20 protein-coding genes are annotated in these 24,592 nt (G+C 66.3%); 12 read left to right on the top strand and 8 right to left on the bottom strand.

Annotation, left to right across the window (positions count from 1 at the left end; translation table 11 throughout):
* Positions 1–3 precede the first annotated feature (3 nt).
* The 9 genes from rplS (at position 4) to rarD (ending at position 10,477) form a co-directional block, all read left to right on the top strand.
* A complete protein-coding gene (gene rplS, locus ACW17U_RS16260; RefSeq protein WP_492053818.1) occupies positions 4–396 on the top strand; it encodes a 50S ribosomal protein L19 in 393 nt (130 codons plus the stop codon).
* A gap of 389 nt (positions 397–785) precedes the next feature.
* Complete coding sequence (leuC, locus tag ACW17U_RS16255) at positions 786–2,222, top strand: 3-isopropylmalate dehydratase large subunit (protein ID WP_492053816.1); 1,437 nt, start codon at positions 786–788, stop codon at positions 2,220–2,222.
* Positions 2,222–2,830: a 3-isopropylmalate dehydratase small subunit gene (gene leuD / locus ACW17U_RS16250; protein WP_492053814.1), complete on the top strand. Its 609-nt coding sequence runs from the start codon at positions 2,222–2,224 to the stop codon at positions 2,828–2,830. Before leuC ends, leuD begins: the two co-directional genes overlap by 1 nt.
* Positions 2,831–2,969: 139 nt before the next feature.
* The gene (locus ACW17U_RS16245; protein ID WP_492053812.1) at positions 2,970–3,272 is read left to right on the top strand and encodes a putative quinol monooxygenase; all 303 of its coding nucleotides are present in this window, start codon (positions 2,970–2,972) and stop codon (positions 3,270–3,272) included.
* An 11-nt stretch (positions 3,273–3,283) separates the two neighbouring features.
* Positions 3,284–4,336, top strand: coding sequence for a 3-isopropylmalate dehydrogenase (gene leuB, locus ACW17U_RS16240; RefSeq protein WP_492053810.1), 1,053 nt, complete (start codon positions 3,284–3,286; stop codon positions 4,334–4,336).
* Between the two features lie 104 nt (positions 4,337–4,440).
* Positions 4,441–6,078, top strand: coding sequence for a long-chain fatty acid--CoA ligase (locus ACW17U_RS16235; RefSeq protein ID WP_492053809.1), 1,638 nt, complete (start codon positions 4,441–4,443; stop codon positions 6,076–6,078).
* Positions 6,079–6,133: 55 nt separating this feature from the next.
* Positions 6,134–8,308 carry a prolyl oligopeptidase family serine peptidase gene (locus ACW17U_RS16230; RefSeq protein ID WP_492053807.1) on the top strand — a complete coding sequence of 725 codons (2,175 nt, stop codon included), beginning with the start codon at positions 6,134–6,136 and terminating at the stop codon, positions 8,306–8,308.
* Between the two features lie 135 nt (positions 8,309–8,443).
* Positions 8,444–9,472: an aspartate-semialdehyde dehydrogenase gene (locus ACW17U_RS16225; RefSeq protein ID WP_062142870.1), complete on the top strand. Its 1,029-nt coding sequence runs from the start codon at positions 8,444–8,446 to the stop codon at positions 9,470–9,472.
* 93 nt (positions 9,473–9,565) lie between these two features.
* On the top strand, positions 9,566–10,477 hold the full coding sequence (gene rarD, locus ACW17U_RS16220; protein WP_492053805.1) for an EamA family transporter RarD: 912 nt from the start codon (positions 9,566–9,568) through the stop codon (positions 10,475–10,477).
* Between the two features lie 47 nt (positions 10,478–10,524).
* On the opposite strand, the gene ACW17U_RS16215 is transcribed toward rarD, so the two are convergent.
* The 4 genes from ACW17U_RS16215 to ACW17U_RS16200 all read right to left on the bottom strand — a co-directional run bounded on the left by ACW17U_RS16215 (position 10,525) and on the right by ACW17U_RS16200 (position 15,603).
* A complete protein-coding gene (locus tag ACW17U_RS16215) occupies positions 10,525–11,652 on the bottom strand; it encodes a serine hydrolase domain-containing protein (protein WP_492053804.1) in 1,128 nt (375 codons plus the stop codon).
* A gap of 11 nt (positions 11,653–11,663) precedes the next feature.
* Complete coding sequence (locus ACW17U_RS16210; protein ID WP_062142876.1) at positions 11,664–12,512, bottom strand: pyridoxal kinase; 849 nt, start codon at positions 12,510–12,512, stop codon at positions 11,664–11,666.
* A gap of 110 nt (positions 12,513–12,622) precedes the next feature.
* Positions 12,623–14,014 (bottom strand): adenosylhomocysteinase, encoded by a 1,392-nt coding sequence (gene ahcY / locus ACW17U_RS16205; RefSeq protein ID WP_062142878.1) that lies wholly within the window; start codon positions 14,012–14,014, stop codon positions 12,623–12,625.
* A 98-nt stretch (positions 14,015–14,112) separates the two neighbouring features.
* Positions 14,113–15,603: a CYTH and CHAD domain-containing protein gene (locus ACW17U_RS16200; protein ID WP_492053802.1), complete on the bottom strand. Its 1,491-nt coding sequence runs from the start codon at positions 15,601–15,603 to the stop codon at positions 14,113–14,115.
* 112 nt (positions 15,604–15,715) lie between these two features.
* Here ACW17U_RS16200 and bioB point away from each other — a divergent pair, with 112 nt between their 5' ends.
* Positions 15,716–16,723, top strand: coding sequence for a biotin synthase BioB (gene bioB / locus ACW17U_RS16195; protein WP_492053800.1), 1,008 nt, complete (start codon positions 15,716–15,718; stop codon positions 16,721–16,723).
* Positions 16,724–16,824: 101 nt separating this feature from the next.
* On the opposite strand, the gene ACW17U_RS16190 is transcribed toward bioB, so the two are convergent.
* On the bottom strand, positions 16,825–18,786 hold the full coding sequence (locus ACW17U_RS16190) for a transglycosylase domain-containing protein (RefSeq protein ID WP_492053798.1): 1,962 nt from the start codon (positions 18,784–18,786) through the stop codon (positions 16,825–16,827).
* Between the two features lie 220 nt (positions 18,787–19,006).
* On the opposite strand from ACW17U_RS16190, the gene recQ reads away from it, so the two are divergent.
* Entirely contained in the window at positions 19,007–20,851 is a 1,845-nt protein-coding gene (gene recQ / locus ACW17U_RS16185) for a DNA helicase RecQ (protein ID WP_492053796.1), read from the top strand.
* Positions 20,852–20,882: 31 nt separating this feature from the next.
* Here the strand turns inward: recQ and mmcB are convergent, their stop codons facing one another.
* From mmcB to ACW17U_RS16170, 3 genes are all read right to left on the bottom strand, one after another.
* Positions 20,883–21,335: a DNA repair putative endonuclease MmcB gene (gene mmcB, locus ACW17U_RS16180; protein WP_062142893.1), complete on the bottom strand. Its 453-nt coding sequence runs from the start codon at positions 21,333–21,335 to the stop codon at positions 20,883–20,885.
* Between the two features lie 158 nt (positions 21,336–21,493).
* The gene (locus tag ACW17U_RS16175; protein ID WP_062142895.1) at positions 21,494–22,027 is read right to left on the bottom strand and encodes a lipocalin family protein; all 534 of its coding nucleotides are present in this window, start codon (positions 22,025–22,027) and stop codon (positions 21,494–21,496) included.
* A gap of 134 nt (positions 22,028–22,161) precedes the next feature.
* The gene (locus ACW17U_RS16170) at positions 22,162–23,289 is read right to left on the bottom strand and encodes a ferritin-like domain-containing protein (RefSeq protein ID WP_062142899.1); all 1,128 of its coding nucleotides are present in this window, start codon (positions 23,287–23,289) and stop codon (positions 22,162–22,164) included.
* Between the two features lie 132 nt (positions 23,290–23,421).
* Here ACW17U_RS16170 and ACW17U_RS16165 point away from each other — a divergent pair, with 132 nt between their 5' ends.
* Positions 23,422–24,135 (top strand): NAD-dependent deacylase, encoded by a 714-nt coding sequence (locus tag ACW17U_RS16165; RefSeq protein ID WP_492053794.1) that lies wholly within the window; start codon positions 23,422–23,424, stop codon positions 24,133–24,135.
* Positions 24,136–24,592: the final 457 nt, after the last annotated feature.

The following is a 24,592-nucleotide window of genomic DNA, read 5'->3' as shown; positions in this document are numbered from 1 at the left end:
GACATGGCTATCAACATCATCAAGCAACTCGAGCAGGAAGAATCCTCGCGTCTGCTGGCCGCCCGGGCGATCCCGGACTTCCAGCCGGGCGACACCCTGCGCGTCAATGTGAAGATCAAGGAAGGCGAGCGCGAACGCGTTCAGGCCTACGAGGGCGTCTGCATCGCCCGCGCCGGCGCCGGCATCCATGAGAGCTTCACGGTCCGCAAGATCTCGTTCGGCGAAGGCGTGGAGCGTCTGTTCCCGCTGCTGTCGCCGAATATCGAAAGCATCGAAGTCAAGCGTCGCGGCGTCGTCCGTCGCGCCAAGCTCTACTATCTGCGCGACCGTCGCGGTAAGTCGGCCCGTATCGCCGAGCGCCAGACGATCCGTAAGGAAAAGGGCGCCGCTGAATAAGCCGCCTTTCCTGAAGATCGAACGAGGCCCCGGTGGAAACGCCGGGGCCTTTTTCTTTGGTGATTTTCGGCTGCGCAGTCGCTCAATCCGGGCGACATCGCCCTTAAGTGCGTTCACACGCACCTTGACAGGCTGCCAGTGCGGGAGGACGCTGCCCTCACCCCCGCCGCACAGCGACGGGCTTCCTGACCGCTCCCTCTCAGGGGGTGGCCCGCTTCAGTCGACGTTCGCCGTCACTGGACAAAAAGCGAAACGAGGGCGCGCCCGTCATGCCTGCGGGACCTGGGCGTGCCCTCTGTGCGGGGCAGCTGCATCACAGCGCGCAAGAAATGGCCGCTGGCCCGGTCCAAGGCTGGATTTCAACGCACGATCCGCCCTATATCCCCGCCATGTCCGGCAAAACCCTTTATGACAAGATCTGGGACGCTCACGTCGTCAGCGAGGCTGACGGCGAGGCCATCCTCTATATTGACCTGCATCTGATCCATGAGGTCACCACGCCCCAGGCCTTTGCCGGCCTGCGCGCGGCGGGCCGCAAGGTGCGTCGCCCCGACCGCACCCTGGCCGTGGCCGATCACAATATCCCGACCGAAGGCCAGGCCCTCGGCGTCGATGCCGTGGCTGACGAAGAGGCGAGGCTGCAGCTGCAGACCTTGGGCCGCAACGTCAAGGACAACGGCATCGAGTTCTTCCCGATGGGCGACATCCGCAATGGAATCGTCCACGTGGTGGGGCCTGAGCAGGGCCGCACCCAGCCGGGCATGACCATTGTCTGCGGCGACAGCCACACCTCGACCCACGGGGCCTTCGGGGCCCTGGCCCATGGTATCGGCACCTCCGAGGTCGAGCACGTCCTGGCCACCCAGACCCTGCGCCAGAAGAAGGCGAAGAACATGCTGGTCCGCGTCGACGGCCAGCTCGGCCCCGGCGTCACCGGCAAGGACGTGGCCCTGGCCGTGATCGGCGAGATCGGCACCGCCGGCGGCACCGGCTATGTCATCGAGTTCGCCGGCGAGGCCATTTCGGCCCTGTCGATGGAAGGCCGTATGACCCTTTGCAACCTCACCATCGAGGGTGGGGCAAAGGCCGGCCTGATCGCGCCTGACGACAAGACCTTCGCCTATATCCAGGGCAAGCCCTCCGCCCCCAAGGGCGCGGCCTGGGAGATGGCGCTCAGCCACTGGAAGAGCTTCTCCACCGACCCGGACGCCGTCTTCGACCGCACGGTGACGATCGACGGCTCGGCCCTGGTACCGATGGTCACCTGGGGCACCTCGCCCGAGGACGTCATTCCGGTGACAGGCAATGTGCCGGATCCCGAAAGCTTCGCCACGCCGGACAAGCGTGCCGCCGCTCATCGGGCGCTCGACTATATGGGCCTGACCGCCGGCCAGCCGATCTCCGCGGCCCGCATCGACCGCGTCTTCATCGGCTCCTGCACCAATAGCCGGATCGAGGACATGCGTGCCGCCGCCGCCGTGGTGCAGGAGGCTTTCCTGCATGGCCGCCTGGTCGCTGACCACGTCAAGGCCATGGTCGTGCCGGGCTCGGGCCTGGTGAAGGAACAGGCGGAAGAAGAGGGCCTGGACGCCATCTTCAAGGCCGCAGGCTTTGACTGGCGCGAGCCGGGCTGTTCGATGTGCCTGGCCATGAACCCCGACAAGCTGGCCCCGCAGGAGCGCTGCGCCTCGACCAGTAACCGCAATTTTGAAGGTCGTCAGGGCCGCGCCGGTCGCACCCATCTGGTGTCCCCCGCCATGGCGGCGGCGGCGGCGATTGCGGGCCATCTGGTCGATGTCCGCACCTTTCTGGAGGAGACCGTCTGATGCAGGCCTTCACCCGCCTTGACGGCCGTGCCGTCCCGCTGTCCCTGGCCAATATCGACACCGACCAGATCATCCCCAAGCAGTTCCTGAAGACCGTGGAGCGCGAGGGCCTGGCCAAGGGCCTGTTCTACGACTTCCGCTTCGACGGCGAAGGCAAGGAGATCAGCGACTTCGTGCTGAACCGGCCGGAGTACAAGGGCGCGTCCGTGCTGATCGCCGGCGACAATTTCGGCTGCGGTTCCTCGCGCGAGCACGCCCCCTGGGCCCTGATGGATTTCGGGATCATGTGCGTGATCTCGACCAGCTTCGCCGACATCTTCAACAACAACTGTTTCAACAACGGCTTGCTGCCGGTGGTGCTGGCACCCGAGGAGATCGCCGTCCTGATGGACGAGGCCAAGGGCGGCAACCACATGGTCAGCATCGACCTGGAGGCTCAAACGGTGGTCTCGCCCTCGGGCAAGACCTTCAGCTTCCAGATCGACCCGGTGCGCAAGGACAAGATGCTGCGCGGCCTCGACGCCATCGGCGAGACCCTGCTGCACGGCAGCGACATCGACGTCTTTGAGAGCAAGCGGGCGCTGGACCGGCCTTGGCTGGAAGCTTGAGTTAAGCGCCTGTCATCCCGGACGAGCGCGTCGCGCGAAGATCCGGGACCGACGCCTGAGCGCCGCGTTCCAGGTCGGTCCCGGATCGGCGGCCCTGACGGCCTTGTCCGGGATGACAACCTTTTTTGAGACTGAACCCATGACCCTGATCCTCGCCGGTACCGTCCGTATCGCCCCCGAGCGCCTGGCAGAGCTTCGCCCGCATCTGCGGGCCCAGGTCGAGGCCACCCGGTCTGAGCCGGGCTGCCTGGACTATGCCCTGACCGAAGACCCGCTCGATCCGGGCCTGATCCGGGTCTATGAGCATTTCACTGACGAAGCCGCCCTGGCCTTCCACCGGGAGACGGCGCACATGGCCACCTGGCGGGCCGCCTGCGCTGCCCTGGGCGTCCATGACCGCAACCTGTCGTCCTTCGACGTTTCCGATTACCGCAAGATCTAAGGCAAGTTCCGATGTCCATGCTTCTCCTCCTGCCGGGTGACGGCATCGGCCCCGAGGTCTGCGGCCAGGTGCGTCGCGTTGCGGCCGCCCTGACGCCCGACCTGATCGTCGAAGAGGCCATTTATGGCGGGGCCAGCTATGACGCCCACGGCACGCCCCTGACCGACGAGGTCCGGGACCGAGCCCTGGCCAGCGGTGCGGTCCTGATGGGGGCCGTCGGTGGTCCGAAATGGAAGGACGCACCGCGTCACCTGCGGCCGGAAGCTGGCCTACTGGGCCTGCGCAAGGCGATGGACGTCTATGCCAATCTGCGCCCGGCCTACTGTTTCGAAGCCCTGGCCGGGGCTTCCAGCCTGAAGACAGAGCTGGTCTCGGGCCTCGACATCATGTTTGTGCGCGAGCTGGTCGGCGGCGTCTATTTCGGCGAGCCGCGCGGCATCGTCGACCTGCCGGACGGTCAGAAGAAGGGCTTCGACACGGCCGTCTATACGACCAGCGAGATCGAACGCGTCGGCCGTGTGGCCTTCGAGCTGGCCCGGGGCCGCACCAACAAGGTTCACTCGGCCGAGAAGTCCAATGTCATGGAGTCGGGCCTGCTGTGGAAGCAGGTCATCACCGAGCTACATGCCCGCGAATACCCCGACGTCCAGCTGGAACACATCCTGGCCGACAACTGCGCCATGCAGCTCGTCCGTGCGCCCAAGCAGTTCGATGTCATCGTCACCGACAACCTGTTCGGCGACATCCTGTCGGACGCGGCGGCCATGCTGACCGGCTCGCTGGGTATGCTGCCCTCGGCGGCCCTGGGCGTGGCCGGCAAACCCGGTCTTTATGAGCCCATCCACGGCTCGGCCCCGGACATCGCCGGCCAGGGTGTGGCCAATCCGCTGGCCGCCATCCTGTCGTTCGAGATGGCCCTGCGCTGGTCCCTGGGCCGGGCCCAGGCCGCCGATGTACTGCTGGCCGCCGTCAAGGCGGCGCTGGACGCAGGGGCCCGGACGCGCGACCTCGGCGGTTCGCTGTCGACGGTTGAGATGGGCGACGCGGTACTCAAGGCGCTCTGATTTAGATCCTCCCCCAGAGGGGGGAGCATCTATCGCTTCAACCTCTTCCCCAACCCCCGCACTACGCCCTAGGCTCTTCCCAACGATAAGAGGGAGCGCCGCGCATGTTACCGGGCCTGATGCAGACCACGCCGCTGATGATCAGTGGCATTCTGACCTATGCTCAGCAGGCCCATGGCACACGCGAGATCGTCTCCAAGCTGATCGACGAGCCGATCTGGCGCTATGACTATGCGGGCCTGGCCCGGCGCTCGGCCCAACTCGCCCATGCGCTGCGGCGGCTGGGCGTCCAGCCCGGTGACCGGGTCACCTCCATGGCCTGGAACACCCACCGGCATCTGGAGCTGTTCTATGCCGTGCCCGGTCTCGGCGCGGTGCTGCACACGGCCAATCCCCGCCTGTTCGACGAGCAGATCATCTACACGATCAATCACGCCGAAAGCGGTGTGCTGTTCTTCGACCGCAATTTCGCGGCCCTGGTCGAACGGATCGCCCCGCACCTGACCACGGTGAAGACCTTCGTCATGCTGTCGGATGAAGAGCGCACGCTCCCCGGATCGGTCGGGGCGCTCAGCTATGAGAACCTGATTTCCGGCGAGGCGCAGGCCATCGACTGGCCCAGCTTCGACGAGAATGCCGGGGCCTTCCTTTGTTACACCTCGGGCACCACGGGCGACCCCAAGGGGGTACTCTACTCGCATCGCGCCGTGGTGCTGCACGCCATGGCAGGGGGCCTCAACAGCGCCTTTGGCTTCACCGCCTTCGACGTGGTGATGCCGTGCTCCAGCCTCTATCACGCCACCGCCTGGGGCCTGCCGTTCAGCGCCCCGATCTGCGGAACCAAGCTCGTCCTGCCGGCCGACAAGATGGACGGGGCCTCGCTGCATGCCCTGATCGAGGGGGAGGGCGTCACCTTCACCGGCGGCGTGCCGACCATCTGGACCATGTACCTGACCTGGCTGGAACAGACCGGCCAGCGGCCGGACAGTCTGAAGCGCGTGGTGATCGGCGGCAGCGCGGTGCCGCGTGCCATGGCCGAGACCTTCAAGCGGCTCTACGACGTCAGCGTCCTGCAGATCTGGGGCATGACCGAGACCTGTCCCATCGGCGTGGTCGCCACCCCGACCCCTTCGCTGGCGGCCCTGGGTGAAGAGGCCATGGACGAGGCCATCTGGACCCGCCAGGGCCGGCTGCAGTTCGGCATCGAGCTGAAGGTCGAGGCCGAGGACGGCAGCGACGCCCCGCGCGACGGCGAAAGCTCCGGCGCGCTCAAGGTGCGCGGGCCCTGGGTGGTGAAGCGCTATTTCCGCCAGGAGGCCGACGCCGCCGAGGCCGACGGCTGGTTCGATACCGGCGACATCGCCACCCTCGATGGTCACGGCTTCATGCGCATCACCGACCGCCAGAAGGATGTCATCAAGTCCGGCGGCGAGTGGATCAGCTCGATCGATCTGGAGAATGTCGCGGTCGGCTGTCCGGGCGTGAAGATCGCCGCCGTGATCGGGGTGCCGCATCCCAAGTGGGAAGAGCGGCCGCTTCTGGTCATCGAGCCACATGACGGCGTCCAGGTCTCCAAGGCCGAGGTGCTCGATTACCTGACCCCGCGCATCGTCAAGTGGTGGACGCCGGATGACGTGGTGTTCGCTGCCGTGCCCCTGACCGCGACCGGCAAGATCGACAAGAAGGTCCTGCGCGCCGCGTGGCGCGAGCATCTGCTCGGCCAGACCCCCGCCGGTTCTTGACGAACGGCGGTTTTCCAAGCCTGATTGCCTCGGCTGGACAGTGAGGGGGCACGCCATGCGAAAGGTCTTGTTGGCCTTGGGCCTGAGTGCGGCTGTGGCCTTGCCGGCCATGGCGCAGCAGGTGCCGACTGCCCCGGTCCAGCCCGTTACGGATGTCTATTTCGGTGAAACCGTCGTCGACGGCTATCGCTGGATGGAGGCCCGCCCGCCCGAGTTCGACGCCTGGATGAAGGCTCAGGACGCAGTCACCCGCAGCGAGATCGCCGCCCTGCCCGGGCGCAAGGCCCTGGGGGACGAGATCGCCGCGATCAGCGCTGCGGCGGTCGTGCCGTCGCGGCCCGTGCAGCGTGGCGACCAGCTCTATTTCCAGAAGCGCCCGTCCGGCGCGTCGGTGAATCGGCTCTATGTCCGCAACATTGCCGGGGGACCGATCCGCGAGCTGATCGCTCCCGACAGGCTGTCGGACGAGGGCGGTGCGGCCAGCCTGCAGGCCGTCTCGCCGTCGCCGGACAACCGCTACCTGGCCTATACCATTGGCCGGGGCGGCTCTGAGGATGCGGTCCTTCACGTGATGGAGATCGCCACCGGCAAGGTCCTTGCCGAGGCCATCGACGGGACCCGGTTCGCCCTGCCGGAGTGGGCACCTGACAGTAAGAGCTTTTACTATTCGCGTCTGAAGGCCCCAGGGCCCGGCGACGATCCGGAGGACCGCTTCAAGGACCAGGCCCTCTGGCGGCATGTGGTCGGCGAGGATCCTGCCCGCGACCAGCTGGTATTCGAGGCCAGCCGCCCGGACAGTACACTCGGCCGTGACGGCGGGCCGTTGCTCTACTGGCCGGCCCGATCGAACTGGGTGTTCGCCTTCATCTTCGATGGTGTCTCGCCCTATGGTCTGGCCTGGGTGTCGCCAGCCACTGCGGTTGCGGCCGGCAAGCCGGTCTGGAGAAAGATCGCCGCGGCTGAGGACCGGCTGATGCTGGTGGGCCTGGGCGGTGATCAGGCTGCCCTTCCTGTCGTTCGCGGGGACCGGGCCTGGGTCGCGACGACCCTGAATGCGCCGCTGGGCCGGTTTGTCGACCTTGATCTCAAGGCCCCGGACTTTGCCCGGGCCTCTGAAATCGCCTCCGGAACCGGCGGGGCCCTTGTCGCGGCCACGCCGGCGACGGACGGGCTCTATGTCGTCCGGGCCGAGGGCGGAGCCTATGATGTTCAGCGCCTGGGCTGGGATCGCAGCCTGACACGCCTTGCGACGCCGTTCCCGGCCAGCATCGGCTTCAGCACCAGCGATCCGGACCGGTCCGGAGCGGTCATGGGCCTGGAGTCCTGGGCCCGGCCGTCGGAACTCTTCCAGTTCGCGGGCAATGGCCCGGCGCGCAGCCTGGCCCTCGCCGAGCCCATGCCGGTCGCCCTGTCCGACATCGTCATCGAGCGGATCGAGGGGCGAGCCGCCGACGGGACCCGCATCCCGGTCGACATCATGCGCCTGAAGTCTCTGAAGCTGGACGGTCGGTCTCCGACCATGCTGGAGGGCTATGGGGCCTATGGCGTTTCCAGCGATCCGATCTTCTCGGCCCGCCTGATCCCGTTCGTGAAGCGCGGCGGGATCTACGCCTCGGCCGTGGTCCGGGGCGGCGGCGAATATGGCGAGGCCTGGCACCTGGCCGGCAAGGAGGCCAGCAAGCCCAACACCTGGCGCGACTTCATTGCCGCAGCCGAGGCCCTGATCGACAAGGGCTATACCTCGAAAGACCGCCTGGCCGGATCGGGCACCAGCGCCGGCGGCATCCTGATCGGCCGGGCCGTCACCGAACGTCCGGACCTGTTTGCTGCCGCCTTCATGGGCGTACCGATGACCGACATGCTCCGTTTCGAGACCACGCCCGGCGGTCCGGCCAATGTCGCCGAGTTCGGCTCCATCGCCACGCCGGAGGGCTATCGCGCCCTCAAGGTCATGAGCCCGCTGGTCCATGTCGCTGACGGGGTGCGCTATCCGCCGATCCTGATCACCGCCGGCATGAACGATGGCCGGGTGCCGGCCTGGGTTCCGGCCAAGATGGCGGCGCGGCTGCAGGCCGCCAGCACCGGCGGTCCCGTGCGCCTGCGGGTCGATTTCGACGCCGGCCACGGCATCGGCTCGACCAAGGGCCAGCGCGATGCCCAGGCCGCGGACATCCAGGCCTTCCTGCTACAGGCCCTGGGCGAACCGGATTTCCAGCCGAAACGGCCTTAGGGCGTGGGGGAAAAATTGCCGCACCCGGCCTGTTCTATCAGGGCTCGCAGAAACCCTTGCCTTGCCTCGGGCGCTTTGGGGGCGTAACGGGTCGCCATCTTCCAGGGTCGGAAGACAATCGAATTGGAGACCGCTATGGGTTACCGGGTCGCCGTGGTCGGCGCCACGGGCAATGTTGGCCGTGAGATGTTCAACATCCTCGAGGAGGTGAAATTCCCCGTCGAGAAAATGCACGCCATCGCCTCTCGTAAATCCATCGGCGTCGAGGTCTCGTTCGGCAACCAGATCCTGCGCTGCGAGGACCTGGAGCAGTTTGACTTCTCCAAGGTCGACATCGTGCTGATGAGCGCCGGCGGGTCGATCTCCAAGGCCTGGGGCGAGAAGATCGGTGCGGCCGGTCCGATCGTGATCGACAATTCCAGCCACTTCCGGATGGATCCGGACGTGCCGCTGGTGGTGCCGGAGGTGAACCCCGATGCGGTTGATCACCTGCCCAAGAACATCATTGCCAATCCCAATTGCTCGACCGCCCAGCTGGTCGTGGTCCTGAGCGCCCTGCACAAGGAAGCCAAGATCAGGCGCGTCGTCGTCTCGACCTACCAGTCGGTGTCGGGCGCGGGCAAGGAAGGCATGGACGAGCTCTGGGACCAGACCAAGGGCGTGTTCGTGCTGGGCGCGCCGCCGCCCAAGAAGTTCACCAAGCAGATCGCCTTCAATGTCATCCCCCACATCGACGTCTTCATGGACGACGGCTTCACCAAGGAAGAGTGGAAGATGACCGTCGAGACCCACAAGATCCTCGATCCGGCCATCAAGCTGGTCGCTACCTGCGTGCGCGTGCCGGTCATGGTGGGTCACTCGGAGTCGGTGAACATCGAGTTCGAGACTGCCCTGGACGAAGATGATGTCCGCGAGATCCTGCGCGATACCGACGGCGTCGTGGTCGTCGATAAGCGCGAAGACGGTGGCTACATGACGCCGAAGGAAAGCGCCGGCGAGTTCCCGGTCTATGTCTCGCGCATCCGCAACGACCCGACCGTCGAGCACGGCGTGGCCCTGTGGTGCGTGGCCGACAACCTGCGCAAGGGCGCGGCCCTGAATGCCGTGCAGATCGCCCAGCTTCTGCACGAAAAGGGTCTGATCAAGCAGAAGCTCCCGGCCTAGGATATCGCCCGCTACAATCGGGTGGAAGTTTCAGGGGCTCCCGGGGCAGACCGCTCCGGGAGCCCTTCTCATCTTGGACCTAAGGACGACGCCATGTCGGCGGACTTGAACCCGCGCCCGGACGAAGCCCGGACCGCTCTCATCGCCGCCCTGGGTTGCTACCTGCTGTGGGGCTTCCTGCCGCTCTATTTCCATCTGCTGGCCAGTCTGGGTGTCGGCTCATGGGAAATGATCGCCCATCGCACCCTGTGGTCCGCGCCCTGGGCCTTTCTGGCGGTTCTGCTGGCCCGGCAGGCTGGCCAGGTGGCGTCGGTGCTGCGCCAGCCGCGCACCCTGGCGATTCTGGCCTGCTCGACAGCGGCCATCTTCATCAACTGGTCGATCTATGTGTTCGCGGTGAACGCAGGGCAGGTGATCGAGGCCAGCCTCGGCTATTACATCAATCCCCTGATGAACATGGCCGCCGGGGCCCTGCTGTTCCGTGAACGGATCAGCCGCGAGGGGGGCATCGCCATCGGCCTGGCCGTGATCGGCGTCGCGATCCAGACGGCGGCCCTCGGCCATTTGCCGGTGATCTCATTGGGTCTGGCCTTGAGTTTCTGCGCCTACGCCATCCTGCGCAAACAGGTGAAGGCCGACGCCCAGACGGGCCTTTTCATTGAGTGTGCCTATCTGGCGGTGCCGGGGCTGATCTATGTCCTGCACCTGCAGTCGACGGGAGCCGGCCATTTCGCCGGCGGGGCCAGTGTGACGACCCTGCTGCTGCTGGCCGGTCCGGCTACCGTGGTGCCCCTGGCGCTCTTTGCCTGGTCGGCGCGCCGCATGCCGCTCAGCGCCATGGGCTTTCTGCAGTTCCTGGCTCCCAGCATCCAGTTTCTGGTCGGGATCGCCCTGGGGGAGGCCCTCACACCCTTGCGGGCCCTGTCCTTCCTGTTCATCTGGTTAGGTGTCGCCGTGTTCGCTTACGGGGCCTGGAAGCGGACAAGGGTCGTGCCCAAGGCCTAGGCTCCTATCGCCCCTGATGGCGTCATCAGGGGCGTGCGACCTGGGCTCTAGATCGAGGCGTAAGCCGCCTCGATCAGACGGACGGCGCGGGGATCGCCGATCAGGGCGCTGCCCTGCTTGTTCATCACATAGGCCCCGGACACCCCGCGTGCCGGATCGGCGAAGGCGCAGGAGCCGCCCCAGCCGGAATGTCCGAAGGTCTCGGGATTGGGGCCGTAGAAGAAGTTCGGCGTATTGCGCATGAAACCTGCGCCCCAGCTGATCACGAACGGCAGGACCAGGTCCTGGCCGACGATGCGCTCGGCGGTGGCGGCGCGAATGCCGGCCGGGGTGATCAGGGAGCGCCCGTCGAGCGTGCCGCCACAGGCCAGGGCCCCCATCAGTCGGGCCAAGGCCGGGGCGGTGGCATGGCCGTTGGCCGAGGGGATCTCGACCCGGCGCCAGTCGGCCGTGCCGCGTCCGCCCGGGGCGGCCCACGGAGTCAGGAAGGCGGCCTTCACCGCGTCATTGATCTCACCGAACCTGGGCAGGGCCGAGGGCCGCATCAGCTCGGCGCAGCGGTCGTGCTCGCTGTCGGGCAGGCCGATCCACAGGTCGAGGCCCAGCGGCTCGCAGAGGTCTTCGCGCAGGGCCGTACCCATTGTGCGGCCATCGACCCGGCGGAAGATTTCCCCGGCCAGATAGCCATAGGTCACCGGGTGATAGCCGCTGGCCGAGCCGACCGGAAACAGCGGGGCCATGGCCGCCAGCTTGGCGCAGGTGGCCTCCCAGTCGAACCAGATGGCCGGATCGGTCTCGTCGGGGAAGCCTGACAGGCCGGCCTGATGCGAAAGGGCCTGCTCGACCGTGATGGTGGCCTTGCCGTTCTGGGCGAACTCGGGCCAGACGTCGGCGACGGGCTGGTCATAGGCCAGGCGGCCCTCGTCCACGAGGCGGGCGACCATCAGGGCGGCGACCGCCTTGGTGGTCGAGAACAGGGCCGTCAGGGTGTCGGGGCCGAACGGCTTCGTGCGCTGGCGGTCGGCAAAGCCGCCCATCAGATCGACAACGATCTCGCCGTCGATCGCGAAGGCAAAGCGGGCCCCGAGTTCGCCGCCGTCTGCGAAATTGGCCTCGAAGGTCTCGCGAACCCGGGCGAACCGGTCGGGACAGGTTCCGGAAATCTCGACGGTCATCAGGGGATTCTCTAGGCGAGGCGCTCGATGCGCACCGTGGGCGAGGTCTGCTTGATCCGTGCGCCCATGCCGACGATCGGCAATTCCGGAGCGTTCCAGATATTGGCGGCCGTCACCGTCTCGGCCACTCCGCCGACGGCGCGTGCCAGACCATAGGACAGGGTCTGGCCCTCGAGGATGGAGGCCGCATAGAGGGCGGTCAGAAGGTCGCCGGTTCCGCTGGGCGAGCGATCCATCTTGGCGTGGGCGGCCAGCCAGGCCTCCTTGCGGTCGGCCAGGACGACGCCGATCTCGGCCCCTCTTTGTACGGAGGAGACCAGGGTCGGCTTGCCGAGCAGGCGCGCGGCGCGCATGGCCGACTGCGGATCTCGCGCGTCGGCACCGGTCAGCTTCTGCAGTTCCCAGGCGTTGCAGGCCACGACATCAGCCCGCGGGATCAGTTCGGCGGCGATCGCTTCGGCGACTTCGGGGAGGACATAAAGGCCCTTGCCGGCATCACCCATGGTGGGGTCGACGACAATCGCCGGCTTGCGGCTGGCGGCTCCGTCACGGGGCGCTTCGCGCACGGCGTCTATGGCCCTGGCGGCCGCTCTCACCTGGGCGGCGCTGGCGAAATAGCCGGTGATGACAATGTCGGTCAGGCCGAACAGGCCATTGGCCTCCATGCCGTCGAGCATGCCTTCCAGCACCTCGATCGGCACCGGCGCGCCACCGGGCACACCCCAGCCGGGGTGCCGGCCGAACAGGACGGTCGGGACGACCATCGAGTCGATACGGAACTGCACCAGAGCGGTGGCCTGGGCCGAAGCCCCGACCCGGCTGCCGGCGACATGGCTGGAAATGATCAAGGCAAGCGGCATGGCAAGCGGCTTAGCGGACGATGGCGGCCTTGAACAGGGTGACGTGCTGTCAAAACAAAGGGCCCGCTGCGGTGCAGCGGGCCCTCGTTCGATTTTAGGCGGAAAACGACCTAGTAGCGGTAGTGATCCGGCTTGAACGGGCCGTTTTCCGGGACGCCGATATAGTCAGCCTGATCCTTGCGCAGGGTCGAGAGCTTGGCGCCCAGCTTCTCCAGGTGGAGGAAGGCGACCTTCTCGTCCAGGTGCTTGGGCAGGGTGTAGACCTGGTTCTCGTACGAGGCCTTGTTGGTCCACAGTTCGATCTGGGCCAGGGTCTGGTTGGTGAAGCTGGCGCTCATCACGAACGAGGGGTGACCCGTCGCGTTGCCCAGGTTCACCAGACGGCCTTCGGACAGCACGATCAGCTTCTTGCCGTCCGGGAATTCCACGTGGTGGACCTGCGGCTTGATCTCGTCCCACTTGTAGTTGCGCAGGGCGGCGATCTGAATCTCGCTGTCGAAGTGGCCGATATTGCAGACGATGGCGTTGTTTTTCATCGCCCGCATGTCGTCCAGGGTGATGACGTCCTTGTTACCGGTGGCGGTCACGAAGATGTCGGCCTTGCCGGCGACGTCCTGCAGGGTCTGGACCTCGTAACCTTCCATCGCCGCCTGCAGGGCGCAGATCGGATCGATTTCGGTGACGATCACGCGGGCACCGCCCTGACGCAGCGAGGCGGCCGAGCCCTTGCCCACGTCGCCATAGCCGCAGACCACGGCGACCTTGCCCGAGAGCATGACGTCGGTGCCGCGACGGATGGCGTCGACCAGGCTTTCGCGGCAGCCATAGAGGTTGTCGAACTTGGACTTGGTGACGCTGTCATTGACGTTGATGGCCGGGAACGGCAGGTCGCCCTTGGCCGCCATCTGGTACAGGCGGTGGACGCCTGTGGTGGTCTCTTCCGACACGCCGGTGATGGCTTCGCGGATCGCGGTATAGAAGCCCGGCTTCTCGACCAGGTACTTCTTCATCACCGCATAGAGGGCTTCTTCTTCCTCGTTCTGCGGGTTGTTGAGGATCGAGGGATCCTTCTCGGCCTTGGGGCCCAGCACGCAGAGCAGGGTGGCGTCGCCGCCGTCGTCGAGGATCAGGTTCGGATAGCCGCCGTCGTGCCACTCGAAGATCTTGTGGGCATATTCCCAGTACTCGACCAGGTTCTCGCCCTTGAAGGCGAACACCGGCACGCCCGAGGCGGCGATGGCGGCCGCGGCGTGGTCCTGGGTCGAGAAGATGTTGCACGACGCCCAGCGGACTTCAGCGCCGAGGGCGGTGAGGGTCTCGATCAGGACGGCAGTCTGAATGGTCATGTGCAGGCTGCCGGCGATGCGGGCACCCTTCAGAACCTGAGCCGGGCCATACTCGGCGCGGGTGGCCATCAGACCGGGCATCTCGGTCTCGGCGATGGCGATTTCCTTGCGGCCGTAATCGGCGAGCGAGATGTCCTTGACGATATAGTCGGCCACGGTCGGCTCCTGCGGTCGGTGAATGTCTTGCCGGCCTTATACAGCGCGCGACCCTTCTGGGCAATTAACGCATAAAGATATCTTTATATGCAGCGCAATCACCAGAACGGCCTGGCTTCAACAAAGGCTTTTCGGGCCTTGCAGGCGTCGCGCAGCAAGGCGGCCTCATCAGCGCCGTCCGCCAGGCTGGCGGCGGCCAGCTGGGCTTCGGTATCGCCACTGGCCGAAGCTACGCCTTCGACCAGGCCGCTGCGGACATGCAGGTCGTTGAGGCGGCCCAGGGCGTCCTGAAGGGCCTTTGCAGCCTCGATGAACCGGTCCGCCCGTTTGGGATGCTCCGGGAACAGGGTCGACAGGTCGGCTGCGGCGTAGCGGAGAACCTTGCCCTTCAGGCGCAGGCGGTGCCGGGCCTCGGCGTTCATGCGGTGAAGGTGCTTGCTCCTTTTGACGAGACCCATGCGCAGATGGTCGAGCAGAGCCGCAGCAAAGTCTGTGGCGGCCTGGTCGCGGTCGCTGGCCAGGTCCGGTGTGGCGGTCCAGGCTCCGGCCTCAAGCCAGGCGGCGGTCTCCAGCATCAGGGCGCGAGCGCGCGGGCTGACGAGGGCAGCCTCCATGCGCAGATAGGCCTTGGCCTGGGCCGCCAGCAGGGCCCGGCCGAGGGCTGTCGCGCCATTGGCCTGGAGGTCCTGGCTAGCGGGCTGCCAGACCTCGGTAATGAAAACATCCAGTTCCCGGGCCAGATCCAGCTCGCCCGACAGCCATTTTAGTTCGGCGTCAATCGCCTTGGCGTCAGGTCCTGCAGATAAGGGCCTGAAGGCCTTGAGCAGGGCCCGCATACGTCGCGCGGCCACCCTAAGCTGATGAACCCCTTCGGGGCTCGGCCGCTCCCGCAGGGCTTCGACATTGCCGCAGAGTTGGGCCAGGGCCGCGCGTCCTACCGCCTGCAAGGCCTGAGCGGTGGTGAAGTCAGGGCTCAAGACCGCCGGTGACCGACTCAAGGTCGTTGCGGGTTTGTCCGGCAAGGCCAGATCGTAGCCACGCTCGGCCTTGCTGACCAAGGACAGACGCAACGAAACCCGCCCCGCCAATTCCCGCGCCAGGTCAAACAGGGCGACCGGCGCACCCGCCTTGAGCTCAAGTTCAAGTTCGCAGACCTGGGCGCGCCGCGTTTGGCCAATCAGTTCGCCCCGGTCCACGACGGCCTCGATCAAGGTTTCGCCGCGCCGGATCATGCGCACCTTGCGCTCGACCTGGGTGGTGAAGACCGGACTCAGAGGCTGGCCCTTGACCACGCCGGCGGCCGGTGTGGTCGCCAGGGCTGTGCTGTCCGGCCCCGGGCCGGCGATAGAGGTTTCCCACTCGCCGCGGGAAAAAACGCCCCCGGCCGAGGCCGATTTCAGGGTCTGTTTGCGACCGCCTTCGCCGTCGCGAACCCGGAGGCCAAAACCCGCCTTGCGAAGGGCGTGATCGGCCGTGTCGAAATAGGTGGCGGTCAGCTGGCGAACGTGGCTTTCGCCGTCCAGCAGCGCCAGGATGTCTTCGGCCGCTTCGGGTGCGATCAGGAATTTCAGCTCGATTTCTCGATCCATGTTCCTCAGTTCCAACCCTGCCGGACGCCAGGCGCGCCGATCAGCACCAAAGGCCTATGACGGAGCGGCAGCGACTTGCCAAGCCGTCAGGCCCGGTTCAAACGTGCGCGCCATGACGCGAATCCCTACTGCACAACCCCGTCACGATTGGACCTTGCCGCAGGTCGAGGCTCTTTTCGACCTGCCCTTTATGGAGCTGGTGTACCAAGCCGCAAACGTTCACCGCGCCTGGTTTGATCCCAGCGAAGTTCAGCTCTCGCAGCTTTTGTCGGTCAAGACCGGCGGCTGTGCCGAAAACTGCGGCTATTGCAGCCAGTCGGCTCACTTCAAGACCGGTCTGAAGGCCGAGAAGCTGATGGAGGCCGATGATGTCATCGCCAGGGCCCGTGCGGCGCGGGACGGTGGTGCCCAGCGCTTCTGCATGGGCGCGGCCTGGCGCGAGCTGAAGGACCGCGATCTGCCGAAACTGGCGGCCATGATCGGTGGCGTAAAGGCCCTGGGGGTGGAGACCTGCGCCACCCTTGGCATGCTGACCGCCGATCAAGCCCGCGAACTGAAGGCAGCGGGTCTCGACTACTACAACCACAACCTCGACACCGGTCCCGAGTACTACGCGGACGTCGTGACCACCCGCACCTATCAGGACCGTCTGGATACCCTGGCTCATGTGCGCGATGCGGGCATGAGCACCTGTTGCGGCGGCATTGTCGGCATGGGCGAGACGCGCCGTGACCGGGCCAGCCTGCTACATCAACTGGCCACCCTGCCCAGCCATCCCGACAGCCTGCCGATCAATGGGCTGGTACCGGTCAGCGGTACCCCTCTGGGCGACAAGGTCCTGAAGGCGGGCCAGATCGACTCTCTCGAGTTTGTTCGCACCATTGCCGTGGCGCGCCTGGTCTGTCCCAAGGCGATGGTGCGGCTTTCGGCCGGCCGCGACAGCATGAGCCGGGACCTGCAGGCCCTTTGCTTCCTCGCCGGTGCCAATTCGATCTTCGTCGGGGGCAAGTTGCTCACCACGCCTCTGCCGGGTCAGGATGAGGACAGCGCCCTGTTCCAGGACCTGAACCTGAGGCCGATGGGCGTGCACCCCACCCCGGAGTCGGTGGCCGCGGAATAGGGTTTTCCGCCACGTCCCTGGCCGAAGTCGGGGCCGCTTGGCCGCGCTCGCCGAGTGATGCAGCTCGTCGGCGTTCGAGCATAGGCTCTGAAGGGCCGGGCCTAGTAGGGCAGGTTATCCGCCGGGGGCGAGGTCGATTCCGGGACCTCGGCGCTGGGGCCGTCCGGGGTGGCTGACGGGTCGATCAGTTCGCCGATCGGGTCTTCGCCAACGATCGGCGGCGGCTCGATGACACCGCCCGGGATCGGGGTGGACTTCAGGCGCGGCAGGGCAGCGGTCATGAAGTTGCGCCAGATCTCGGCCGGGGCACCGCCACCGGTGACCCTTTTCATCGGTGTGTTGTCGTCCTTGCCGGTCCAGACTGCCGTGACGAAGCCGCCGCTGTAACCGACGAACCAGGCATCGCGGTAGTCGCTGGTCGTTCCGGTCTTGCCGGCGATGTCATAGCCGGCGACCTTAGCGCGCGTGCCCGTGCCGGAGATCACCACCTGGCGCATCATCTGGTTCATGTACTGCAGGGCCGGCGAGCCGATCACCGCCGGGCGGGCGGTCTTCTCGACACCGTGGTCGTAAAGCACCTTGCCGCTGGCGGTCCGGATACGCTCGATGCCGTAGCCCTTGGCCAGGAAGCCGCCGTTGGAGAAGGGGGCATAGGCCTGGGACATTTCCAGGGGGCTGACCTCGACGGCCCCCAGGGCCATGGAGGGATCGAGCTGGATCTTGCTGGCTATGCCCAGCCGCCGGGCCGTTGAGGCCACATTGCTGGTGCCGACCTCATTGGCCAGGCGGGCCGCAACGGTGTTGATCGACTGAGCCAGCGCCGTCTGCAGGGTAATCGGACCCAGATACTTGTTGGTGTAGTTCTTGGGTTCCCAGTCGCCGATCTTCACCGGCTCGTCGACCACGGTGAGATTGGGCGTGCGGCCCTGCTCCATGGCCGTCAGATAGACAAACGGCTTGAAGGCGCTACCGGCCTGACGACGGGCGGTGGTGGCACGGTCAAACTGGGTTTCGCCATAGTCGGCACCGCCGACATAGGCGCGGATGCGGCCCTCGCCGTCGATGGCGACCAGGGCAGCCTGCTCGACCCCCTGCTTGATATGGCCGTCGACCCCCAGCTTGACCGAACGCTCGGCAGCCACCTGGATCGGCAGGTCGAGGGTCGTCTCAACGACCAGGTCCTCGGTCGGCTCCCCAACGAGGGACCGCACCTGGGCGTCGACATAGTCGGTGAAATACTGGGCACGCTGATTGGCCAGGGTGGCTGAAACCCGCACCGGTTCGCTGATCGCCGCTTCCATTTCGGCGGCGGTGATGGCCTTGATCCGGACCATCTCGTCCAGAACGATGGTGGCGCGGCGGGCCGCACGCTCGCTGGCCGAGACCGGCGAATAGCGGGTCGGGGCCTTCATCAGCCCCGCCAGCAGGGCGGACTCGCCAATGGTCAACTGCGCGGCCGGCTTGTTGAAATAGCGCTGCGATGCCGCCTCGATGCCATAGGCACCGGCCCCGAAATAGACCCGGTTCATGTAGAGGGCGAGGATCTGCTTCTTGGAGAACTTCAGCTCCAGCCAGATGGCCAGGATCAGCTCCTGTCCCTTGCGGCGATAGTTCTGGGCCGGGCTCAGAAACAGGTTTTTCGCCAGCTGCTGGGTAATGGTCGAACCGCCACGCTGCGGCCCGTCATGGGTCAGGTTCCAGGCCATCGATCGGATGATGCCCCAGGGGTTGAACCCGAAGTGATGGTAGAACTGGCGGTCCTCGATCGCGACGAAGGCGGCGGGCACATATTTCGGCAGGGCGTCGATATCGACCGGCGGCGCATACTGGCTGCCGCGAACGGCCAGCAGGGCCCCCGAGCGATCCAGGTAGTTGATCGAGGGCTGGCGCTTGACGTCATAGAGCTTGGACGTGTCGGGCAGGTCGCTGGCGAATACGGCAAAGAAGGCAACGATGAAGATCAGGCCCCAGATGCCGAGCACCGCGCTCCAGTAGAGAGCGGCCTGCAGCGGGGTGCGTTGTGGCTTCGCCGGCCTGTTCCCGCCGAAGGTACCGTTGGCCATGTCGTCTCTATCCCTGGGTGCGTCGAAGGGCGCGCGCCAGCGTCCCGTTTAGCCGAAGCCCACAAAACGCGCGACAAGATTGACGAGAGGTGAACGCCGGGCGCGGCGGGGCATTCCAATCCTGCCTTGGCCATGGCCCATAGTGGGGTATGGGCCCGCACAAGCGCGCGCCGGCTAGGAATGGCTTGGCGCTGACCATCCCCGCTGTCACAAGTCCGCCGTGCCTTCGATTGTTGATTCCTCTCCCCTCGATACAGCGCGCGACGTGTTGCGCCGCACCTTCGGCCATGCCGATTTCCGGGGCCTGCAGTCGGGCGTGATCGGCGAGCTGCTGGCCGGGCGCAGCGCCATGGCCGTGCTGCCGACCGGCGGGGGCAAGAGTCTCTGCTACCAGATCCCGGCCCTGATCCGCCCGGGCCTGGGACTTGTCGTTTCGCCGCTGATTGCGCTGATGGCCGATCAGGTCGCCGGCCTGCAGCAGGCCGGTGTTGCGGCCGAGCGGCTCGACTCCAACACCCTGCCGGACGAGCGACAGGCGATCTGGCGACGGATCGAGGAGGGCCGGCTGGACCTGCTCTACCTGTCGCCTGAAGGTCTGATGCAGCCGTCGATGCTGGACCGCCTGTCGAGACTCAATCTGGCCCTGGTCGCCGTCGACGAGGCCCACTGCGTCAGCCAGTGGGGCCACGACTTCCGGCCCGAATACCGGATGCTGGGGCGCATCGCCGAAGTCTTCCCCGCGGTTCCGCGCCTGGCGGTCACCGCCACGGCCGATGCCCGGACCCGCGATGACATCCGGGCCGAACTGCGCCTGGAGGGCGCGGCCGAATTTGTCGACAGCTTTGCCCGTCCCGAGCTGGCCCTCAGTGCCGAGCGCAAGCGCGGCAAGGGGCACGACCGGGTCGTTGAGCTTGTGCTGGAGCGTCCGGGCCGGGCCGGGGTGGTCTATGCCGGTAGCCGGGATTCCACCGAGAAACTGGCCGAAAAGCTGATCGCCGAGGGCGTTCCGGCGCTCGCCTATCACGCCGGGCTCGACAAGGGCGTGAGGGCCCGCCGGTTGGAAGAGTTCCTGGAGGCCGACGCCGCCGTGATGGTGGCGACCATCGCCTTCGGCATGGGGGTCGACAAGCCCGACGTCCGCTTCGTGATTCATGCCGATCCGCCGGCCGCCATAGAGGCCTACTGGCAGGAAATCGGCCGGGCCGGGCGCGATGGCCAGCCGGCCGAGGGCATTACGCTCTATGGATCGGCCGACATGGCCTGGGCCAGCAAGCGGATCGAGGCCCGCGAGGCCCCCGATGAGGTCCGGCAGGTCCAGAGCCGCAAGCTGCGCCAGTTCTATGCCATGCTCGAGGGGCTCACCTGCCGGGCGGCCGCCGTCCGTCGCTATTTCGGCGAGGAGGGCGTGGCCCGCTGCGGGGTCTGCGACATCTGTACCTCGCCGCCGAAGGGCGTCGATGCCAGCGAGGCCGCCCAGAAGGCCCTGTCGGCGGCTCATCGTCTGGGCGGACGTTTCGGGCGTGGCCGGCTGATCGATCACCTGCTGGGCAAGACCAAGGACGTCACGCCGCAGGAGGCCCAGATGTCGACCTTCGGCATCGGCCGCGAGTTCAGCCCCGCCACCTGGCGCGACCTGCTCGACACCCTGGTCTTCGAGGGCCTGCTGCGCGAGGACCCCAATGATGGCCGGCCCCTGATCGGCCTGGGCGAGGTCGAGGGCGTCAAGGCGGTCTATCGCGGCGAGCGCAAGGTCAGCCTGCGCCAGCAGGTCGAGGCGTCCGATCCGGGCCCGCGCTCCGGTGCGCCGCGCAAGCGCCGCGAGGGCAAGGCCCTGACCGTGCCGCTCGAGAACCAGGCCCTGTTCGAGGCCCTCCGGTCCTGGCGCAAGGAACAGGCCCAGGCCCAGCATGTGCCGCCCTATGTGATCTTTCACGACGCCACCCTGGCCGAGATCGCCGCTGCCCGGCCCTCAAGTCTTCCCACCCTGGCCAAGGCCGGCGGGGTCGGGCAGGGCAAGCTGGACCGTTATGGCGAGGCCGTGCTGAAGGTGGTTCGCGACAATTGATGTTTTCTCGGCCTGTGCGCTGGGGATGAAGTTAGAGCTGGTCGGCCTTGACGCCACTGGCCCGCATGGCGCCCAGCCGCGCAAAGCCCAGGGTCAGGGCCTTGCGCCGGGCCGGGGCCAGGGGCGCGACCGGTGCCTCGCGGACCACGGCACCGCCGAAGCCATCGGCGACGATCAGGCCCGGTTCCTCCGGCAGGACGCCTTCCGGGAAATGCGGGGCGACCGCGAAATAGAAGGCGTCGCAATAGGGCCCATAGTCCGGCCATTTGCGATCGATGCGGAAGTCCTCGAGGCTGGACTTCACCTCGACGATCAGCAGGTCGCCCTTGGGGCCCAGGGCCATCAGGTCGGCGCGCCGGCCATTGGGCAGGGTCACCTCGGCCAGGGGCGCATAGCCCAGCGACACCAGGAACCGCGCCGTCCCGCGGGTGACCGCATCAGTGGTTTCGGGCCGCGAGGGCCGCAGGTCGATCACGACGTCCATGTCGTGATCCTGTTCCAGCTTTGTTCGCAGATCAAGCCCGGGCGCCAGAGCGTCTTCCGATAGGTGTGAAACGGTTATCGGATCGAAAAACGCTCTAAACTTCTGATTCAGAGCCCTTTTCGTCCGACCCTGATGACGCCATCAGGTCGGAAAGGGCTCTAGGGCGCGGGCTGCTTCGTCGGCCGCAGCATCGTCACGTCATAGCCGAGCGCCTTGGCCCGGGCGGTGAGGGCCTCACGTTCAAGGTCGGTCGGCGGCTGTCGGGTCAGGAGCCAGAGATACTGGCCAGAGCCCTCGCCGACGATGCTCCAGCTGTAGTCCTCGGCGTGGTCCATGACCCAGTAGTCGCCCCAGAACGGACCGAAGAACGACACCTTGAGCTTGGCATTGCTGGCCGTATCGACGACCCTGGCCTTGCCCTCGGCGGTCCTGACCGGCCCGTCGACCGCGCCGTCGCGGCAGGTGTTCAGAACCCGGATCAGACCGTCGGGCCGCTTTGAATATTCGGCGGTGACGCCTTCGCAGCCCTTCTGGAACCGCATGTCATAGCGGGCGACCTCGTACCACTTGCCCAGATAGCGATCGAGCACGACGGCCTTGGCCGGCTGGGGCGGGCGGGGATTGCCGACGGGTCCTCCGACGCAGGCGCCGAGAGACAGGAGAAGCGGAAGGGCGATCAGGGCGGCGCGCATGGCGACTCCGGTTGGGGCAGGGCGGACCCGCGACGGTCTGGAACGCCCCCGCAGATGAGGACGCCCCGCCTGAAACGCAACGCGCCCCGCCGCAGTTCCGGCGAGGCGCGTCCAGATCCGGTTGTGTCCGTCGCCTATTCGGCGGCGATGCTGACGGCGGTGACCGGCCGGTCCTTGAAGTTGATGGCCTGCAGGTGGCGGATGCCTTCCTCGGCGATGTCGTCGCCGACCATCCGGTCTCCCTCACCCTTCAGTTCGTCGATGTCGACATACATGGCGTAGAAGGCCTTGGTGCGGTCGGTGATGATGCCGGCATTGAGCAGGGTCTTGACCAGCACGCGGAAGATGTTGGTCTGCTCCTTCATGTTCTCACGACGGACATCGTCGGTCATGATCTTCCCGTATTCCTCGACCACCTTGTTGGGATCCAGGCCAAATTCGGCATAGAGATCCAGCTGCTGGTGCGGTGAGACGAGGTTGAACAGCAGGGTCTGGAAGCAGTGCGCCGCCCAGTCCTCGATGATCGCATGCTCTTCAGGCGACAGCTTGGGCACGGTGCGGTCCGCCCAGATCTTGCCGAACTTGTGGTGGAAGGCCTCGTCGGTCATCACCAGCTGCAGCATCTTCTTACCCACCGGGTCATTGATGTGCATGTAGAAGGTGGCGAAGGCCCCCATGGCCAGACCCTCGACCAGCATCTGCATGCCGATGATCTTCTTGTAGACCTCGGGCGCGCCGATGATCTCGACCAGCAGGGTCTTCAGGGCCGGGCCGCACTCGACCGGCCGGCCCCACCGGGCCTTGATGTATTTGGCGAAGGCCGTGACGTGGCGGGCCTCTTCGCGGGTTTGGTTGGCGGCATATTCCTGCGCGCCCTGATCCTTGAGCACGTGGCAAAGCGAGGCCGAGAGGTTCAGCGCCCCCTGTTCGCCATGCAGGATCGACGAGAAGCTGCGCAGGACCGACTGGTTGATGAAGCGGATGCGCGTCTTGGGATCGCTGAGGTGGTTGGAGACGTAGTCGGTCGACAGGGCGATGACCATTTCTTCGGGAACCAGGGCCTGGTTCTCCATGTCGAAGGGCTCGTCAAAATCGATATAGGCCTTGTCGAGCGGATCCCAGAAATGGTCATGGGTCGCCGAAATGATCTTGTCGAAGGCGGTGGAGCGGTTGTTGTAACGGTCCAGCTCCAGCATCGCTACGAAGTCGTCCGGCGCCACGGCGTCGTACATGGCGTCCTTGGTGATGTTCTTGTCGGTCATGGGAGCTCCTCCGGTGGCCAGGGTCGGGGCGGGTCTTGCGCCGGCTCCCAACGATCTAAACACTGTCAACTCAATCTCGATCAGGGGTCAAATTAAAAGTGACGGGCGCGTCAGGTTCGCTTGGGAGGTGACATGGTCCAGCCGCTGAACATCTTCATCCTCACCGGCGCCGGCATATCCGCCGAGAGCGGCCTGAAGACCTTTCGTGATTCCGACGGTCTGTGGACCCAGAACGATCTGGCCCAGCTGGCGACGCCGGAGGGCTTTGCCCGCAACCCGGCCCGGGTGCGCGACTTTTACTCCGCGCGCCGCAAGATCCTCGAGATCGCTGCCCCCAACCTCGCCCATATCGCCCTGGCGCGACTGGAAAGGGAGATGACCGCCCTGGGCGGCTGGGTCTTTCTCTGCACCCAGAATGTCGACGACCTGCACGAAAAGGCCGGCAGCCGCCGTGTCATCCATATGCATGGCGAGCTGACCCGCACCCGCTGCACCCAGTGCTCGGGCGACTGGAGCGACCGGAAACCACTGACCGCTGACCAGGTCTGTCCGGAATGCGGAACGGTCGGCGCGACCCGGCCGCATGTCGTGTGGTTTGGCGAGTTGCCGATGCACATGGCCCAGATCAACCAGGCCCTGGAAGAGGCCGACCTGTTCGTCGCCATCGGCACCTCCGGCTCGGTCTATCCCGCCGCTGGCTTCGTGGCCGAGGCCCGGGCCCTGGGCATCCCGACCTGCGAGATCAATGTCGCCCGCTCGGACAATGCCCACGCCTTCGACCGGCGGATCTATGGTCCGGCTACGGAAAAGGTCAGCCAGTGGGTGGACGAGGTGCTGGGGGATTGAGGCGGGTCCTTGTTTTCAGGGGCGCCACTCGCCCCCTCCTGACCGCTACGCGGTCGTCCTCCCCCGGAGGGGGAAGATGGGTTCGCGCCTTTCATCTTCCCCCTGCGGGGGAAGACGGCTGCGCAGCAGCCCGTAGGGGGCAAGTCTGGCGGAGACAGCTTCTCGACCCCGCGCCTTCGCTGCGAGGGTGATGGAAAGGGTCGCGGAGCGTCCGGACGACGTCCGGATGAGAGATAGAGATTACCGTTTCGACGAAGCCGTCCGCTCCGCGTGGTCGTTTTCCGTCAGCCTCCCGCCAGGTGGCCCTGTTGAGGCCTTACCGGGACCCGGACCCCGCCGTTTCCAGCGCGTTCCGGCGGTCGAAGAGGACGGGCCTACAGCCAGACACGCCCTTTTGCCTTCAACCACGCCGACGGCGGGCGGGCCTGGCCAGCAACCAGGTCCCCGGACGCGCTTC

Source organism: Caulobacter sp. AVps16, assembly GCF_058681455.1.
The sequence above is the reverse complement of the archived record's forward strand: the minus strand, read 5'-3'. Positions and strand labels throughout refer to the sequence as shown.